This window comes from Methylobacter svalbardensis, from assembly GCF_037671525.1.
Classification (GTDB): domain Bacteria; phylum Pseudomonadota; class Gammaproteobacteria; order Methylococcales; family Methylomonadaceae; genus Methylobacter_A; species Methylobacter_A svalbardensis.
In genome coordinates, this window is the sequence record NZ_JAWPOH010000027.1 from 1 (window position 1) to 14,806 (window position 14,806).

General features: G+C 48.6%; 17 protein-coding genes. 10 read left to right on the top strand and 7 right to left on the bottom strand.

Annotation, left to right across the window (positions count from 1 at the left end):
• Positions 1–375 precede the first annotated feature (375 nt).
• The 3 genes from sodB (at position 376) to RW114_RS11645 (ending at position 2,224) form a co-directional block, all read left to right on the top strand.
• The gene (gene sodB / locus RW114_RS11635) at positions 376–957 is read left to right on the top strand and encodes a superoxide dismutase [Fe] (RefSeq protein WP_340122922.1); all 582 of its coding nucleotides are present in this window, start codon (positions 376–378) and stop codon (positions 955–957) included.
• Positions 958–1,022: 65 nt separating this feature from the next.
• On the top strand, positions 1,023–1,718 hold the full coding sequence (locus RW114_RS11640; RefSeq protein ID WP_340122923.1) for an SDR family oxidoreductase: 696 nt from the start codon (positions 1,023–1,025) through the stop codon (positions 1,716–1,718).
• 5 nt (positions 1,719–1,723) lie between these two features.
• Entirely contained in the window at positions 1,724–2,224 is a 501-nt protein-coding gene (locus RW114_RS11645; RefSeq protein WP_340122924.1) for a DUF3455 domain-containing protein, read from the top strand.
• 179 nt (positions 2,225–2,403) lie between these two features.
• On the opposite strand, the gene RW114_RS11650 is transcribed toward RW114_RS11645, so the two are convergent.
• From RW114_RS11650 to arsC, 5 genes are read right to left on the bottom strand one after another with little or no spacing between them, the layout of a single operon-like run.
• Positions 2,404–3,324, bottom strand: coding sequence for a ketopantoate reductase family protein (locus RW114_RS11650; RefSeq protein ID WP_340122925.1), 921 nt, complete (start codon positions 3,322–3,324; stop codon positions 2,404–2,406).
• Positions 3,317–4,021, bottom strand: a complete 705-nt coding sequence (hda, locus tag RW114_RS11655) for a DnaA regulatory inactivator Hda (protein WP_340122926.1) — start codon at positions 4,019–4,021, stop codon at positions 3,317–3,319. The genes RW114_RS11650 and hda overlap by 8 nt, the downstream gene beginning before the upstream one ends.
• A gap of 2 nt (positions 4,022–4,023) precedes the next feature.
• The gene (locus RW114_RS11660) at positions 4,024–4,377 is read right to left on the bottom strand and encodes a DUF2069 domain-containing protein (protein ID WP_340122927.1); all 354 of its coding nucleotides are present in this window, start codon (positions 4,375–4,377) and stop codon (positions 4,024–4,026) included.
• Complete coding sequence (wrbA, locus tag RW114_RS11665; protein WP_340122928.1) at positions 4,374–4,967, bottom strand: NAD(P)H:quinone oxidoreductase; 594 nt, start codon at positions 4,965–4,967, stop codon at positions 4,374–4,376. Before wrbA ends, RW114_RS11660 begins: the two co-directional genes overlap by 4 nt.
• Before the next feature lie 11 nt (positions 4,968–4,978).
• The gene (gene arsC / locus RW114_RS11670; protein ID WP_340122929.1) at positions 4,979–5,326 is read right to left on the bottom strand and encodes an arsenate reductase (glutaredoxin); all 348 of its coding nucleotides are present in this window, start codon (positions 5,324–5,326) and stop codon (positions 4,979–4,981) included.
• A gap of 84 nt (positions 5,327–5,410) precedes the next feature.
• On the opposite strand from arsC, the gene ubiA reads away from it, so the two are divergent.
• The 5 genes from ubiA (at position 5,411) to RW114_RS11695 (ending at position 9,298) form a co-directional block, all read left to right on the top strand.
• Positions 5,411–6,277, top strand: a complete 867-nt coding sequence (gene ubiA, locus RW114_RS11675; RefSeq protein ID WP_340122930.1) for a 4-hydroxybenzoate octaprenyltransferase — start codon at positions 5,411–5,413, stop codon at positions 6,275–6,277.
• Positions 6,278–6,586: 309 nt separating this feature from the next.
• Positions 6,587–6,886: a DUF6763 family protein gene (locus tag RW114_RS11680; protein WP_340122931.1), complete on the top strand. Its 300-nt coding sequence runs from the start codon at positions 6,587–6,589 to the stop codon at positions 6,884–6,886.
• Between the two features lie 15 nt (positions 6,887–6,901).
• Positions 6,902–7,747, top strand: a complete 846-nt coding sequence (locus tag RW114_RS11685; protein WP_340122932.1) for an ATPase — start codon at positions 6,902–6,904, stop codon at positions 7,745–7,747.
• Positions 7,748–7,765: 18 nt separating this feature from the next.
• On the top strand, positions 7,766–8,830 hold the full coding sequence (gene metA / locus RW114_RS11690) for a homoserine O-succinyltransferase MetA (RefSeq protein WP_340122933.1): 1,065 nt from the start codon (positions 7,766–7,768) through the stop codon (positions 8,828–8,830).
• Entirely contained in the window at positions 8,831–9,298 is a 468-nt protein-coding gene (locus RW114_RS11695; RefSeq protein ID WP_340122934.1) for a nucleoside deaminase, read from the top strand. It begins immediately after the preceding gene.
• A gap of 64 nt (positions 9,299–9,362) precedes the next feature.
• Here RW114_RS11695 and RW114_RS11700 read toward each other — a convergent pair whose 3' ends face one another.
• The gene (locus RW114_RS11700; RefSeq protein ID WP_340122935.1) at positions 9,363–9,767 is read right to left on the bottom strand and encodes a hypothetical protein; all 405 of its coding nucleotides are present in this window, start codon (positions 9,765–9,767) and stop codon (positions 9,363–9,365) included.
• 222 nt (positions 9,768–9,989) lie between these two features.
• Here RW114_RS11700 and purM point away from each other — a divergent pair, with 222 nt between their 5' ends.
• Positions 9,990–11,036, top strand: a complete 1,047-nt coding sequence (gene purM / locus RW114_RS11705; protein WP_340122936.1) for a phosphoribosylformylglycinamidine cyclo-ligase — start codon at positions 9,990–9,992, stop codon at positions 11,034–11,036.
• A 155-nt stretch (positions 11,037–11,191) separates the two neighbouring features.
• Here purM and RW114_RS11710 read toward each other — a convergent pair whose 3' ends face one another.
• Complete coding sequence (locus tag RW114_RS11710) at positions 11,192–13,837, bottom strand: bacteriohemerythrin (protein WP_340122937.1); 2,646 nt, start codon at positions 13,835–13,837, stop codon at positions 11,192–11,194.
• Between the two features lie 284 nt (positions 13,838–14,121).
• Here RW114_RS11710 and RW114_RS11715 point away from each other — a divergent pair, with 284 nt between their 5' ends.
• On the top strand, positions 14,122–14,472 hold the full coding sequence (locus RW114_RS11715) for an FUN14 domain-containing protein (RefSeq protein WP_340122938.1): 351 nt from the start codon (positions 14,122–14,124) through the stop codon (positions 14,470–14,472).
• The last annotated feature ends 334 nt before the right edge of the window (positions 14,473–14,806 follow it).

Sequence of the window (14,806 nt, forward strand, 5' to 3'; positions counted from 1 at the left end):
TGTTGGCAGGATTATGGATATTCCTTTCTATGCAGGAGGTGTTGGATTGTTACTCCCATGAGGAGCTTGCCGCTTTGCAAGAAACAGCTCAGGATTTCCTAATGTGACTTGTGTAGATAGCTATGCCTATCAGGGAGAGCCTGCTATCAGCTGAATGCCTTAGTATTAGAATTTTAGGTATCTTTTTAATTCCCGTTGATTCTTGGGGATTATTCACAAGTAATTTTAACAGTTTGACACCTTTTTACTTGTGCTATTGCTTTATTTAATCGACAAGCAGTGCTAAAGTAATTGTTTATTAAAACACTTGGTATTTGTTTTTGTGCCAGCTGTTTGCATGCAACACCTTACAGCAACTTTATTTAGGAGAATCCCATGGCTTTCGAACTTCCTGCTTTGCCTTATGCTAAAGATGCATTAGCGCCCAAAATTTCTGAAGAAACTTTAGAATATCATTATGGTAAGCATCATCAAACTTATGTAACAAACCTGAATAATCTGGTTCCGGGAACCGAATTTGAAGGATTGTCGCTGGAAGAAATCATCAAAAAGTCTTCCGGCGGTATTTTCAATAATGCGGCGCAAGTCTGGAATCATACCTTCTACTGGAACAGCTTGGCACCCAATGCGGGCGGCGAACCTACCGGCGCTTTAGGCGATGCGATCAACGCAACTTTCGGTTCATTTGCAAAGTTTAAAGAAGAATTCACCAAATGCGCAGTGACGACATTCGGTTCAGGCTGGGCCTGGCTGGTAAAAAATACCGACGGCAGTTTGGCTCTGGTTAGTACCAGCAATGCAGGCTGTCCGTTAACCACCGGTCAAACGCCTTTGTTGACTTGCGATGTTTGGGAGCACGCCTATTACATCGATTACCGCAATGCACGTCCGGCTTATCTGGAAGCATTTTGGGCATTAGTTAACTGGGATTTTGCTGCAAAAAACTTTTCAGCTTAATTTTGAAGTAGTATAAAGCCTCCTGCATCTGTCGATGCAGGAGGTTTTTTTATGGGAGAAATAAAATGGCTACAGTGTTAATTACCGGCGCTAATCGCGGCTTGGGTCTGGAGTTTTGCCGCCAATATGCGGCTGACGGCTGGAACGTCATCGCCTGTTCGCGTAACCCTGATGATGCATTTGATTTAAATAATCTCGCCAGTCGCCACCCTGATATTCAGCTGGAACAGCTGGATGTTTCAGAATTTGAACAAATTGATGCGTTGTCGCAAAAATTGTCAGACCGTTGCATCGATGTGTTGATTAACAATGCGGGTATCTATGGGGACATGCAGAGCGGCGGTTTTGGTCAGCTTGATTATCAGGCATGGATTAAATCGCTGGTGGTTAATACCCAAGCCCCGGTAAAAATGGCTGAAGCATTTTTACCGCAAATCAAGCGTAGCGATAAAAAATTGGTTGTTGCGATCAGCAGCTTGATGGGCAGTATTGCGGATAATACCGGTGGCGGCAGTATTCTGTATCGTTCCAGCAAGGCGGCGTTGAATGCGGCGATGAAGAGCCTGGCGATAGAGCTTAAAGATCAGTCTGTCGGTGTGCTGATTTTCCATCCCGGTTGGGTCAAAACCGATATGGGCGGGCCTAATGGGTTAATTAATGCCGAAGAAAGCATTAGCGGAATGCGCGCTTTGATAGAGAACTTTTCATTGGATCAATCAGGCAGTTTCGTCAAGTATGACGGAACGCCACTGCCATGGTGAACGCTATGATTAAAAAGATAGTCATTTTATCGGTGATGTTACAAGGCGCGGCTTATGCCGAGACTGTCATACCCGAGCAGATTAAGGTGCCGCAAGGCTATAGTCCTCTTTTAACCGTGCATGCCAAGGGTGATCAGATTTATCAATGCGCACTGAAGCAAGGCGAGTATGCCTGGACAATGCTGGCACCCGATGCCAAGTTATTCGATGAGGAAGGTAAGCTGGTCGGCAATCACAGCGCTGGACCGCTCTGGGAATATAAAGAAGGCAGTCGCGTCGTCGGCCGGGTAGTCAATAAAATCGATATGGCACCGGGCAAAGCTATTTCCTGGTTACTGGTCGAGGTAATCTCGCATCAGGGTGACGGCTTGTTTTCGGATGTGAGCTTTATTAATCGGGTCAATACCGACGGTGGTCTGCCGCCTGTCTCGGGATGTAATTCTAATCATCTGGGTAGTGAAAAGCGGGCTGCCTATACGGCAGATTATATTTTTTACGGGAAATAGTCGCTCAGTAAATTTGTCCACGAAAAGCTCGAAAGACACGAAATAAATTAACATGCTGTATTGCACAGCTATTTGCCCTTTTGGTAACGAGCTACAAACTTGGTATCTCTTTAGATTTTTCGTGCTTTTCGTGTCGCCTAGAGGCGCCTACTTTTGGCTTTCGTGGATAATTGGTTTTTCTAATCGTTGAGCATCAATTCCCTGAGTTTCATCAACGCATAGACCGATTCCAGATGGGGGACGGCTACGCCTAGCCGTTGCGCGGCGCGCAACGCGTTGCCAAGGATGGCTTCGGTTTCCATCGGTTGGCCGTTTTCATAATCCAGCAACATGCTGGTTTTATAAGGCGGCATCGCGTAGGTATGTTCGATGTTGATGTTAACAATATTATCGGGCAACCGATGCCCGGATGCCGCCGCAATGTCGCAAACCTCCTGCATGATGCTGCGTACGAAAGACTCCTGGGTTTGCAGAATGTCCAGCGTCGGCAAGCCTCCCGATAATACCGATAACGGGTTAAACGGCGCGTTCCAGACGCATTTTTGCCAGCGCCCGGTAACAATGTTTTCGGTCGCGTTGCAGTCTATGCCGGATTGCCTGAAAAGTTCGCACAACTGCGCGGTTTTAGGGCTGATGCCGTTCGGCAGATTGCCTAAAGCCAGACGGCCATAGGCCAAATGCAATATCTCGCCGGGACCGACCCGGTTGCAGCAAATAAACGCCAGACCGCTGACGATTTCATTGTCGGGAAAGGCGGTCAGCAGTTCCTGTTCGATGTCCACGCCATTCTGGATAAAGACTATCGCCATGTTTTCAGCAACATACGGGCGTAGCAGCGCGACCCGATCCACCGTCGGAATGACTTTGGTGCAGAGTAAAATATAGTCCGCAGTTCCTTCAAAATCGGCGGCGTTTTTTAACACCTGTGCCGGGGTAAAATGCCAGCGGCCGAGCGGGTGACTGTCGATGATAAAACCGTGTTGTTTGACCTGGGCATAATCGGAGCGGCAAACTACCGAAACCTCGGCACCGGCCTTTGCCAGCAGCGCGCCGTAAAAGGCGCCGATAGCTCCTGCTCCAATAACCAGCACTTTAATCACGGCTTTCTTCGTCCAGAATCTGTTTTAAAAAAGGAATAGTTAATTTACGTTTGGCGGCCAATGATGCCCTGTCCAGTTTTTCCAGTAAAGCCCATAAAGAGGTTAAATCTCTGTCGTAATGCGTCAGCAGAAAACGCCCGGCTTGCGGGGCGATTTCAAAGCCCATGTGATCGGCTTTAAAGATCAATGCCGCCACCCGGTCGCTATCGGTCAAGGGCTGTATTTTCAAGGTCAGCCCCCAATTAAGACGGGTTTTAAGATCGGGCAATTGGATAGCAATCGCATTGGGCGCGGAAGATGCCGAGACGATCAGTTTGTGGCCGCGATCACGGTGCTGATTAAAGAAATTAAAAAAAGCCCGCTCCCAGGCTGCGTTGCCGGCGATGGCTTCGATATTGTCGAAACAAACGACATCATAGTTATCCAGTCCGCTCAGCATGGCCGGATCAGGCAGCCCAGCATTCGCTAAATCAAAATAGAACGAGCTGAGCTTGTGACGCTGCGCTTGGTGACAACAGGCTTGCAGTAAGTGGCTTTTGCCCAGTCCCGATTTGCCCCAGAGGAAAATTTGCTGCTCACCCAGGCCCGCAACACACTGTTGTAAGTGAGTGACGATTTCCTGATTGGCGCCGGGAAAAAAATCCTCAAACGTTTGATTCGCTCTGAACTCAAAATGCAAAGGCAGTTGCTGCGCCATGGTCAGTTCTGTTTTCCCGCAAAGCGTATATAAAATGTGCTGCCGAAAAAAAGCATCAAACTCAGCAGGATTTCAAGCGATGCATACAGCCGTTCATCAGGATTAACGTAGGCTTCGGCAGTACCGTGGAGAAAATAAATCAGGCTGATGTAGGCCGCCCACGCGCAACTTCTGGGATTGCGATTCAGCAAGCCGCGCATGGGCAGCAATAACGGCGTAACGGCGACCAGTAAAACCAAGGCTACCGGCAAGCGGGTGGAAGGTACGAGCACGGTATTCCACAGCATTAGCAATGCGAACAGCCCGAAAAAACCGGTCAGGGCGATGATGTAGTAGTAAATCGGTTTTATGGTCATGACGATTGTTTCAGTTGAAGCGCGGTTTTAGCCAGCCGAGCACCGAGCGCTCTGCACAGGGTTTTTTCGTGAGCGCTCAAGCCGATGTGATCGGTCGATACATGGCTAGGGCCGTAGGGTGTGCCGCCGCTGGTGGTTTCACGCAACGCATGTTCGGTATAGGGCAAGCCCAGCAGCAACATGCCGTGATGCAAGAGCGGCAACATCATCGATAACAAGGTGCTTTCCTGGCCGCCGTGCAGGCTGCCGGTTGAGGTGAATACGCCGCCGGGTTTGCCGGATAGTGCGCCTGAAAACCAGATTTCGGTCGTGCTATCGATAAAATATTTTAGTGGCGCGGCCATATTGCCGAAATGGGTTGGACTGCCCAGCGCCAGACCATCGCAGGATTTTAAATCGTCAAGGGTCGCGTAAAGCGCGCCGTGGGCGGGGATGCTGGTTGCGGTTTTTTCAGAGACAGCTGAAACATCGGGGACGGTTCTGAGTACCGCTTCAACGCCGTCAACGGATTCAACGCCTCGAGCGATATGATTAGCCATGTCGGCGGTAGCGCCATTGCGGGAGAAATATAACACCAGGATCTTTGTCATAAGCAGGGCAATTAAAGGATGGCGAGTACGGCTTCGGGCGGACGACCCAGCGCCGCCTTGCCGTTGGCAACAACAATGGGCCGTTCAATGAGAATAGGATGGTCCACCATGGCTGTTATCAGCGCCTGCCGATCCAGTGAAGCATCGTCCAGGCCGTTGGCCTTATAGGCGGCTTCAGTTTTGCGTATCAATTTTCGCGGCTCCATGTCCAGCTTTTGCAGGATGTCGTCCAGCTCCTGAACGCTGGGAGGCGTTTTAAGATACTCGATAATCTCCGGTGCTATGCCTTGCTGTTGTAACAATTGCAAGGTTTGCCGGGATTTGCTGCAACGCGGATTGTGATAAATCTTTACGCTCATGTGGTTCGCCCGCTCATTAAAATAAAAAAGCTATAATAGCATTTTTAACAAAATACAGGCCTTGAAAAGGCAACAACCCTAATTATGGACAGAGCAATAGACAGACTCAGGCAATATTGGATATTAGCGCGATTTGACAAGCCTATCGGCATCCTGATTTTATTGTGGCCGGCATTGTGGGCGCTGTGGGTTGCCAGCGACGGCAAGCCCGATGTGTTGGTTTTGACGGTTATTTGTCTGGGCGTCGTGCTGATGCGTGCTGCCGGTTGCGTGATTAACGATTACGCCGACCGCGACTTTGACCCGCATGTGCAGCGCACCCAACATCGGCCTATCGCCGCAGGCAAGGTAAAGCCCAAGGAAGCGCTGCTGGTTTTTGTGGCGTTGTGTTTGTGCGCGTTCGGGTTGGTGTTATTGCTGAATAGCTACACCATCCTGCTGTCGTTTGTCGCCGCATTTTTGGCCGCCAGCTATCCGTTTATGAAGCGCTATACCCAGCTGCCTCAGGCCTATTTGGGTATCGCGTTTGGTTGGGCGGTGCCGATGGCTTTTTCGGCACAGCTAAACAGCATTCCGCCGGTGGCCTGGGTGATGTATTTGGCTGTGGTGTTATGGGCCTTGGTTTACGATACCATGTATGCAATGGTCGATAAGGAGGATGATTTAAAAATAGGCGTTAAATCGACCGCCATACTGTTCGGCGCTTATGACCGGGAAATCATGGGGGGATTGCAGCTCGTCATACTCGGCTTGCTGATGACCGTCGGGCAAATGATAGACGCAAACTGGCCTTATTATGGCGGTCTTTTACTGGCGGCAGGCTTGTCGGTTTATCAGCAAAAACTGATTTTTCACCGGGAAAAAACGCTTTGCTTTAAGGCGTTTTTGAACAATAACTGGTTTGGTCTAGTCGTATTCCTTGGGTTATTAGTGGATTATTGGCTACGATGAAACAAGGTGTCTGGTTGGGTCGGTGTTTTGCCCGGCAGTTTTTCGTATCAGCTAGTATCCAGGCGCGCCGAACTCTTGCAACATAGCGGCCCTTTCTTTATAAACATGGCTTTATAAATATGGCGCACGAATACGGCTAATCAGCAGGGTCATAACAGGCTTTAACGTTAACTTCAATATAAAAGGCCTTGAACTGAATTTATCCCGAACCGTGCAAAATACCGTTGTGTTTTATTTAGCCTTCCTAGTAATATTACTTACCTTTAGATATTTTGCATCGAAATATTTTATGAGCATTGAGGAATAATCATGACAACAATAACAGACCCCATCATCGGTAGTTGGTACAAAGATGTAGAGAACAACCTGAAGTTTAAAGTCGTCGCCATTGAAGAAAGCGATGACTCTATCGAAGTTCAATACCTTAACGGCGATATCGGCGAATATGATCATGACAGCTGGTATAACTCAACTTTTGATTATATCGAGGATCCCGAAGACTGGAGCGCGCCTTTTGACGACATTGAAACCGATGATCTGGGCTATACCGATACCGACAAACACAAGCCAAATCCTGAAGACGTAGACATCGAAGATTATCTGGATTAATTAGGAAACCATTACATGAAAATGAGTCCGCAGGAATTTCTGGACTGGAAATCGAAACGCATTACCCTACTGGCAATGTCCGGTGCGGGTAAAACCACGCTGGCCAATAAACTACCCAAAGCCAAATGGTTCCACTATTCCGGTGACTACCGGATAGGCACAAAATATCTGGAAGAGCCTATTCTGGACAATATTAAACGTCAGGCTATGCGTGTTCCTTTTCTGCGCGAGTTGCTGCTTTCCGACTCCATTCATATCAGCAATAAAATAACCGTCGATAATCTGGCTCCTGTCTCCAGCTTTCTCGGCAAGCTCGGCAATGCCGATTTGGGCGGATTATCTTTGCAGGAATTCAAGCGCCGCCAAAAGCTGCATCATCTGGCTGAAATTGCCGCGATGAATGATGTGCCGGATTTTATTAATAAAGCCGAAGATATTTACGGTTATAAGCATTTTGTCAATGACGCCGGGGGCAGCGTCAGTGAGCTGGATAGCCAGGAAGTGCTGGAAACGCTGGCACAAAACACGCTGATTGTTTACATCAAAATACCTCCGGCGTTGGAACAAACCATTATTGAACGCGCTAAATCCGATCCCAAGCCGCTTTATTATCGGGAAGCGTTTCTTGATGAAAAGCTTGCCGAATTCATGCGCCTTAAAAATTACGCTTCCACCGATGATATGCCGCCGGATGATTTTGTCTCCTGGGTTTTTCCTGAATTATTTAAATCCCGACTGCCCCGTTATCAGGCTATTGCCGATCAATACGGCTATACTATCGATGCGAATGATGTCGCCACCGTTAAAAGTGAGGATGATTTTATCCGGCTTATCGCCGATGCGCTGGGTTCACAGCAATGATATGGATGGAGTCCGCTTATGCCTTTAGTTGCCTATACTGATTTACCCACATTCCAACGCCTTCGTGAAGAAGGGGAGGAAATATTAGATCCTGAGCGCGCCAGTAATCAGGATATACGGGAAATGCATGTCGGACTGCTCAATATGATGCCCGATGCGGCGCTGGAAGCGACAGAAAGACAGTTTTTCCGACTGGTGGGGGCGTGCAATCAAATTGTTCAATTTCATGTGCATCCTTTTACCATTGAAGGACTGCAAAGAAGTCCGGAAGCAAAAGCCCATATTGCCAAGTATTACGAATCCTTTGAGCAAATCAAACGGGACGGCCTCGATGCGCTGATCATCAGCGGTGCTAATGTCACCCATGCCCGATTACCCGAAGAAGAATTCTGGGAACCGTTGAACGAGGTTTTTTTCTGGGCCAAGGACAATGTCACTTCGATTCTCTGCTCCTGCCTTGCCACCCATGCGCTCATTCAATACTGTTACGGTATCGAGCGCACCCGCTTACCGGCCAAACGCTGGGGGGTATTTTCACACAAGCTAATCGACCGCAGCCATCCGTTGGTTGCCGAGATCAATACCCGGTTTGATGTGCCGCATTCCCGGTTTAATGAAATATTCCAAAGCGATATGGAACAACACGGACTCAAAGTTCTTGCGGCCAGCAAAGAAGCGGGTGTGCACCTTGCCGTTAGCCCGGACGGTTTTCGTATCGTGTTTTTTCAGGGACATCCTGAATATGATGACGTTAGCCTATTGAAAGAATACAAGCGTGAAGTCCTGCGCTTTTATCGCGCCGAAATAAACGACTATCCGCCGTTCCCCGAAAATTATTTTAATGAGATCGTCCAGCAGATTTTAGTCGATTATGAGCAGCAGGTCAGATCAGCCAAGCAGAACGGGCAGAGGCTGGAAGAATTCCCGGAAGACCTGATTCTGGAGCATATTGACAATACCTGGAGCGATACGGCAAAAGCGGTATTCAACAACTGGTTGGGAAAAATATATCAACTCACCCATCAAGAACGAGGCCTGCCTTTTATGGATGGCGTAGACCCCAACAATCCCTTAGGTTTATAGATGCATAAGGAATTTTTGCAGCAAGCTGTTGACCTGGCAGTAGATAATGCCAGGTCAGGGCAGGGCGGCCCTTATGGTGCGCTTATCGTAAAAGATGGGCAGCTGATTGCTGCCAGCGGCAACAAGGTCACCAGCACTATTGACCCTACCGCTCATGCCGAAGTGATGGCGATACGCCTGGCGTGTAAAAAACTGAATGACTTTCAGTTGCAGGGTTGCATCCTTTATTCCAGCTGCGAACCCTGTCCGATGTGCCTGGGTGCAATCTATTGGGCGAGGCTTGCAAAAGTCTATTTTGCCTGTAGCCGGCATGATGCCGCTGCCGCCAACTTTGACGACAGCTTCATTTACGATGAGATTTCTGTTTTGCCGCATCAGCGCCGCATCGCCATGCTGCATTTAAACCTGCCGAATGCGATGCAGCCTTTTAACATTTGGGCTGAAAAGAGCGATAAGGTGCTTTATTAAAAAACAGGTCTAAGGTGCAAGGGCGGCCGTGTGGTAGTTTGGATTTTTTCGCCTTGAACCTCTGTCATTTATCGGCAACTTTGATCAGCCAGCCAATCTTCTCGGAACAGCCCAATACCGCCTTGGCGCTGCTATTGATCCTGACAAAGTTACCGGTGAAAGCGGCGGGCAATTTTGCGTTAATGCGGTGAAAACTGCTGTTGCTTTCAACGCTAAAGTCGATATTTTGTTTTTTAGCCGTCAATTTTATAGTGTTTGGATCGGTCCAAGGCGAGAGCGTAAAGGAAAATGCTGATTCCGGCGGAACCTCGGTTTTCTCGGGTTCACTATAGACAGGAAGACTAAAGTCTCTAAATTGAGGCTTTTTGCAAGCTATTTCGGTCTCGCCGGGATCATAGGCGCAAACTGTGCTGGTAAATAATGCCGCTGCAATCAATAGTATGGGGCTAAATGTTGTTGTTACTTTCATATCTACTCCTCAAAAAAGACTTGGTGTTGCTATGGGTGATTTCGATTGATTCCTGGGTACTTAAGGAATCGCGTTAATTAGTTTTCGATTTGCCGCAACGTTCGTACAAACGTTATGGAAGTATCTGATAGATAAAATCCACGCATATCCATATCCTTCAGACAAAACCGACGATGTCTTGTACAATATCGGTAGTTTAAATTTTAGCAAGAGAACACAACATTGAGCGAACAAAATCAAGAAAGCTTGAATTATAAAAGTGCCGGCGTTGACATTGAGGCCGGTAATGCCTTGGTCGAACGCATCAAGCCTATTGCCGCCAGAACACGGACAGCGGGAGTTCTGGCTGGTTTGGGCGGTTTCGGTTCTATGTTTGAACTGCCGTTGGATCGTTATCAACATCCGATTCTGGTTTCCGGCACCGATGGCGTAGGCACCAAGTTAAAACTGGCCAATGAATTGGGTATTCATAACACCATCGGTATTGATCTGGTTGCGATGTGCGTCAATGATATTATTGTTCAGGGTGCAGAGCCTTTGTTTTTCCTGGATTATTTCGCTACCGGTAAACTGGATGTCGATACCGCTGCATCGGTCGTAGAAGGCATAGGCAAAGGCTGTGAACTCTCAGGCGCAGCGCTGGTTGGCGGCGAAACCGCAGAAATGCCGGGTATGTATACGGATGGCGAGTATGATCTGGCGGGTTTTTGCGTCGGCATCGTGGAAAAAAGCAAGGTGCTCGACGGCAGCAAAGTCAACGTCGGCGATAAGTTGATTGGCATTGCCTCATCCGGACCGCATTCCAACGGCTATTCATTAATCCGTAAAATCATTGCCCACAGTCATAGTGCGTTAACGGATACCTTCGAGGCTCAATCTTTAGGCTCTGCCTTACTGGAACCCACCCGGATCTATGTGAAGTCGTTGTTGGCGTTGCTGGATAAGGTACCGGTACATGCGCTTGCTCATATTACCGGCGGCGGTTTAACCGAGAATCTGCCGCGTGTGCTTCCCGTGGGGACTAACGCCCATATCGACCTTGCTTCATGGGAATTTCCTGGTATTTTCAAATGGTTGCAGGAAAAAGGTAAGGTATCGCAAACGGACATGTTGATCACCTTTAATTGCGGTATCGGCATGATAGTTTGTGTGGCCGCCGAAGATGAGCAGGTGACGCTTGAGATGCTTACCCGGTTGGGCGAAACAGTTTTTACTATCGGCGAACTGGTTGAGTCTGAAGGCAAGCCGCAAGTTATCTATCAATCGTAGCCGGAATAAGTGGAGCGCCGGACAAATCTGTCTGGAACAGATTTGCATTTACCCGAAGGGCGTCAGGCAGGATAGCCTGACGTGAGACGCCAGTCCTTGCGTAGGCTCGAACCGGCTTATTCCGGCCTACAGCTGAGCGTGATGCGCGGCAAGTTTCAATTTCCTTGATTGCGTAACAGCTCAACAAACGCTTCTGCCGGTACGGGGGGGCTGTTGATGTAACCTTGATACGAATCGCAATGTTGTTCCCGCAAGAAATCCAGTTGTGCCGCAGTTTCCACGCCTTCCGCCAGAACTTTAAAGCCCAGAATATGCCCCATTGCAATAATAGTGGTGGCAATTTCCATGTCGTCTTGCAGGTGGGGAATATCGTCGATAAAACTTTTGTCGATTTTCAGCACATCCAGCGGAAAGTGCTTCAGACAAGCCAGCGATGAAAAACCGGTGCCAAAGTCATCGATGGCAAGACGGATGCCTTGCGCGCGTAGCGAGCCCAGAAGATCCATAACATGATCCTGATTCTCCATCAGTCCACTTTCAGTCATTTCCAATTCCAGGCACTCGGCTGGAAATCCTGTTTCTTTTAAGCAAGTAGCAACCAAGGCGCTAATGTTGCCGCGACGGAATTGCTGGGGGGAAACGTTTACGGCCAATGTTAGCGGCGGTAAACCTGCATCCAGCCAAAGACGGCCTTGCCGGCAGGTCTCTCGCAACACCCAGGCGCCAATTTTCAGAATCAGTCCCGTTTCTTCGGCGACAGGGATAAAATGTAGCGGTGGAATCAATCCTTCTGTCGGGTCTTGCCAGCGTACCAAGGCCTCGGCACCGACGATGCGGCCGCTGGCAATATTCACCTGCGGCTGGTAAAAAACACGCAGTTCCTCTTGTTCGATCGCCCGACGCAGTCGTGTTTCCAGGGCAATGCGTTCACGAGCTGCGAATGTCTGGTCTGCGGAAAAATAAGAGTAGCAGCCGCGGCCTTGATCTTTGGCTTGATACAACGCGGTATCAGCGTGATCCATCAGTATTTCATAGCCGGTACCGTGTTCCGGATACAGGCTGATGCCGATGCTGACGCCAATCAGTACCTCGTTGCTCTGAGCGAGTTGAAACGGTTTGCTTAAAACGAGGATGATTTCTGCCGCCACCCGTGCAGCATCTTCTGTATGGCTAATGTCTTCCAGCAATACGACAAATTCATCGCCTCCCAGACGCGCTACTATGTCTACGCTACGCAACCTTGCCGAGATGCGCACGGCGACCTGTTGCAGTAACTCGTCGCCTGCAAAATGTCCCAAGCTGTCGTTGACTGCTTTAAAGCGATCCAGATCAAGGATCAGTAATGCCAGCCGCTTGCCATCACGTCGGTCAACTTCGATGCTGTGTTTAAGCCGCTCTTGCAACAGCCGACGATTAGGCAGTTGGGTAAGCGGATCATAAAAGGCCAGTTGCCTGATCTCCTCTTCGGCGGCCTTGCGTGAGGTTATATCGGAGAAGGAGGCAACATAATGATTGATCTGTTCACTCTGTTCATCGGATTCCTTTACTGCCGTGATAATAAGCCATTGAGGGTATATCTCGCCGTTTTTGCGTCGATTCCATATTTCACCTTGCCATGCGTCGGTGCGATTGATGCTCTCCCACATTGCGGCATAAAAAGTCCTGTCATACTGTCCCGAACTGAGCAAATTCGGACTTTTTCCGATCGCCTCCTTGGAGCTGTAACCGGTGATTCGAGTAAATGCCTGGTTGACTTTGAGGATGACATTGTTTGCATCGGTGACCAGCATGGCATCCTGCAATTCAAAAGCGGTGGCGGCGATGCGAAGATCTACTTCACTTTGCTTGTGCCGGGTGATGTCGGTAATGAAGCCGTGCCAAAGCACGGAGTCATCCGTCTGCCGCTGAGGTAGCGCATTGCCATATAGCCAGCAGATGGTAGTACCGTCAAACTTCAAACGGTATTCCTGACACCATGGCGTTAAGTCCTGCGCCGATACCCGAATGGACGTCTTGAAGTTCTCCAGGTCATCCGGATGCAAGGCAGTCAGTATCTTGGTGGCATCCAGACTGACTTCCTCCGGGCTAACCCGATAGAGAGTGCGAATGGCCTCATTGGCGTAAGGAATGCAGGATCTGCCATCGGGAAATAACTGAAACTGGAAGACCAGTCCCGGCACCTGACTGGCGATTTTTTGGAGGCGCTCAAGAGCGTCCTGGCTTACCTGCTCGGCTTTCTGGCGTTCAATCACCTCTTTCGCCAGCTGCATGGTGCGTGAAGAGAGCGCATCGAACATCGAAAGCATGGTCTCGATCAGCACCTTCATCGCCCCGCTCATTTCATGGTCGGCTTGCTCTTTAGCCTGATTTAGCGGTATGCCCGATTGCACCGCCAGCACGACCTTGGCCATGCGCATGTCGGTATCCAGAATATGAAAGGCCAGCCATTGGGTCAGAAAGGTGAGGATTTCCTCAATCACTTGATCTAACGGTCGGACGGTTTTTTCAGACATTATTCTGTTTACTGTCGTCAGAAATCTCCTGTGATCGTCCTTATGTTTTGTTTCCCAGGCATCTTCAGGGAAGAACTCATGCCATACGCGTTCTTCTGCCTGAAAATGGTAAATAGCGTATTCTGCCAAGTCATTGAAAACATTGTTCAAGGTGGGGATGTCGGATTGATAAGCCAGATGGCCGGCCAGCACATTTAACAGCTCGACCAACTTTTGGTGTTGCTCATCGATCAGCGGCACTCCGACCTCGAAATTTTTATTCCATGGAAAAACTTCAACTGAATACATAATGCTCTCGTCCAACCTGAATATTTGACTGGGACTTTTGTGATAAGGATTAAAAATATTGTACGCTTATAAAACGTTTTAATTGATATGGTTTCAATGATAACCGGTTTTTGACTCTAACAGATCAAGTTATTCTGCATGTGTTGTCAGTATAGCTTTGTTTTCTGGCGCGATCGAGTTTAGTGATAAAATGAAAAACATAAATAATCGATTATTTTTATCGCCCAGTAAGAACTAATTCCTACGTGCTATTTCAATAAACACAACAGCGGAAACCCAGAACCATGAACATCCATCCAGTCGAAGCAGCATCTTCTTCTAGCGACATTTTTTCCTCGACTTTTTTAATTGGTAGTGTCGGCGCGCCGTTTGTTATCGGACTGGCGGTTGGTTATTTCGCCAAAAAAATGTTGCGTACGGCATTATTTCTGGGAGGAGCGACAATCGTGCTGTTGTTTATCGCGGAGCATTACGATGTTATCGATATAACCGATGAAAAGCTGCAACATGCCGCCAGTGCGGCGACGGAAGCTGCAAAAAGCTCCGGTGGGTTTCTGGTTGATCGCCTGACCAGCATTACCAGCAAGGGCGCCAGCGGGGTTGGCGGCTTCTTTGTCGGTTTCAAGTTAGGCTAGTTTTTCCTGGATCACCGACTCATTATGACACCAACCACCTTATTTAAATGCCTTGCCTACATCTGACCTCCATGGATGGAGGAAATGCAGAATGATTGCCGGGAGCAATCGCTGCCTTGCAGGCAAAAAAAATGCGGCTGATTAGGCCGCATTAGAGAAGGATATAAAACTCTGAATTCCGAGGAGGAAGTTTGCATCTCAAGAGTTGTATATATTTTAGTGGCAAATGTTAGGTAATGGAATGTGGCAAATTGCCGCGTGTCAGAATGTCGCAGAGTTAATGAATTTCAACTTCGATTTACCTGACAGCAGGCAAAGCTCACGCTCCTTGCCT